General features: G+C 63.0%; 4 protein-coding genes. All 4 read right to left on the reverse strand.

The window, feature by feature from the left end; all coding sequences use genetic code 11:
• Positions 1 to 1,143: terminase (locus ACK5NW_RS06860; RefSeq protein ID WP_416926392.1), on the reverse strand; the 1,143-nt coding region annotated here is incomplete at its 3' end.
• Positions 1,118 to 1,579: a terminase gene (locus ACK5NW_RS06865; RefSeq protein WP_416926394.1), complete on the reverse strand. Its 462-nt coding sequence runs from the start codon at positions 1,577 to 1,579 to the stop codon at positions 1,118 to 1,120. The genes ACK5NW_RS06865 and ACK5NW_RS06860, both read right to left, overlap by 26 nt.
• A gap of 28 nt (positions 1,580 to 1,607) precedes the next feature.
• On the reverse strand, positions 1,608 to 1,940 hold the full coding sequence (locus ACK5NW_RS06870; RefSeq protein WP_416926396.1) for a hypothetical protein: 333 nt from the start codon (positions 1,938 to 1,940) through the stop codon (positions 1,608 to 1,610).
• On the reverse strand, positions 1,937 to 2,290 hold the full coding sequence (locus ACK5NW_RS06875) for a hypothetical protein (RefSeq protein ID WP_416926398.1): 354 nt from the start codon (positions 2,288 to 2,290) through the stop codon (positions 1,937 to 1,939). Before ACK5NW_RS06875 ends, ACK5NW_RS06870 begins: the two co-directional genes overlap by 4 nt.
• Between the last annotated feature and the right edge of the window lie 110 nt (positions 2,291 to 2,400).

The following is a 2,400-nucleotide window of genomic DNA, read 5'->3' on the forward strand; positions in this document are numbered from 1 at the left end:
CACAGCAAGGCCTGCCACTTTGGGGCCGTCCGGTGTGCTCGCTCCCGGGTGCGCCAATGTCTCGTCAAACCACATGCCGTGTCTGCGGGCCAGCACCGTTTGGTCTTTGCCGCCGCGAGCCACATCCACGCCCAGGCTGTCCATGGGCGGCAGACGCTCAGGCCGCGTCCAGCGCTTTTGCGCCGCTTCCACCCACGCCGTGGGGATGACTTGCCAGGGATCGTCTTCCATACCCGCCTCAAAGTCGCCCAAAAGCATCTGACTGCGCAGCGGCTCCGGCAGTGACTGGAGCGTTGCCAGGTAGCCAGAGGCCATGTAGTAAGGGTTGTCCGTCACCCGCGCTGGAATGAAGGTGCGCGATTTCGGCGTGATGATCTGCTCTGGCGTGTACTCTTTGCTGTTAAATTCGTAGCACGGTTCGCCATCCTTGAGCACGAATGGGGCGGAACTCTCCAGCCAGGTATCCCGCATCGCGCCGTCTTTGCTCGGCACCATGGCCGCCCAGCGCAACTGCCCAGGCGGTGTTGGGTACAGTGGGTGTCCTTTTTTGAGCCATGGCGCAAAGAAGTCCAGCACCCAGCGGCCCTCGGTGGTCGTGGGTGGGTTGAATGTCATCAGCACCCGCGTGCGCTGCCCGGGGTCGTTGGTGCGGTTCCAGCCCATCACAAAGCGCACTTGCGACTCGCGTTGCTCGGTCACTTCGTCAAATGCCTTCAGGTCGTGCGGACGGCCCTGCCAGCGACGCTCATCACCCGGGTTGTCCAAGCCGCCAAACTCCACCACACCGCCCTTGCCGGACGGGAGTCGCCAGATCGATTTCTGGCTGTTGTAGCCACTGGTTCCACCCACCACTTCAGTCAAACGCTGAATGACGCCTTCCGTCTGCGCCCGCTCGCGTCGGATAATCAGGCTGCGCTGGTGCTCGCACAGCGCCAGCCCGGCAATCAAATCCGATTTGCCTCCTCCGGCGGCACCCCCATATCCCACAACGTCAGCTTGGCTGGTGTAGGCCTGTGTCTGCGGCCCCGGCAGGGGTAGCCATGGTGGAGCCGTGGCCAACAACGCATCCAGCTCGGCGCGCTCCTTGGGCGTGAGGTAGCGCAGTAGGCGTTCAGCCTCAGCCGGGCTGAGCGTCTGGATCATCAGCCGCCCGCTGCTGGGCCAACGCCATCAGGCCAGCCAGGCGCGCCGCCCGCTCGGTGTCCGAGACCTCAATCGGGCCACCACCCGGCCCGCTGATCTCGGCGCGCTCACGGTATTTCTCAGGCTTGCCGCCCTTGAGCAGGAAAATCAGCAGTGTGTCGCTGTATTTTTTTACCGTATCGGTAATTGCGCCCTGGTACACCACCGGCTCATCAAACCCTTCGAAGGCGCGACGGTTGGCCTCATCCTCCAGCGCCTCCATGCCCTGCGCCTTGGCCTTCTCCCACGCTGTGGCGAATTCGGGATACAGGTCACGCCACTGATACGCAATTTGGCGAGAGATATCCACCGCCTTGCAGGCGCGCGACACGTTGCCCCCGGTGTCCGAGAGTGCCGCGCAAAACGCTGCGATTTTTTCAGTTGTCAACTTGGCCATAGTCGAATTGCAGCACCGAGTCAATGAGTCATGCGCCCCCCTGGCGCTGGCATCTGATCCTGGCTGAGCAGATGTCCCGCACCGTGCGTCGTGGCATCTCCATCTTTTTTGCAATGCGCTTGTAGCCCCACCCCTCGTCACGCAGTTCGAGCACCAGCTCCACCTCTCGGTCGGTATAGAGCGCCCTGGGGTGCATCTGCCCAATGCGCCAGCCGCGCTCATTGAACGATGGCTTCACGTCGCCGCGCTGCTTTGCGCTGTCTATGGCAATCCTGCGCTGTAAAGCGTCTTCGATTTCGCACGCGCCCAAGAGTCGGCGGGCGACCCGCTCCGGTATTGCTTTGTGCTTAACGTCAATCACTTTGCATCCTCCAAAACCGTAGCCAGCGCTTCAGCCAGTTCCGGCGTTGCCCGGCCACGCTTCGACAACCACAGCCCCAGCGTGCGCACGATGTACAGCGCTTCCAGGTCAATCACGTCGCTCTTGCTCAGCAGCGCATGCATGTGCTGATCGTGCTTGGTGTGGCAGCCGATGTAGCCCGGCCCGTCCACGCACAGCGGGAAGGCGTACCTGTCGTCGGCTTTCAGGCCCATGCCCTTGCCGAATCTGGCGCTGTTGGCATGGGCGTGGTTGCTCGCGCCTTCGCGTCCACAGCGAATGCAGGGTTGGGCGGCTACCCAGCGGCGGTAGGTCTCGGAGCGGTAGGTCACGTGATCTCCCCTGTCTCAGGATCAACTTGCCACTGCCGGGCGTCCCGCAGCTCCACACCGCGTTCAATCGCCCAGGCGGCCACGTAGTCCAGCAATTCAGCGCACTCCGC

It is taken from the genome of Ottowia sp. (assembly GCF_047975795.1).
GTDB lineage: Bacteria > Pseudomonadota > Gammaproteobacteria > Burkholderiales > Burkholderiaceae_C > Ottowia.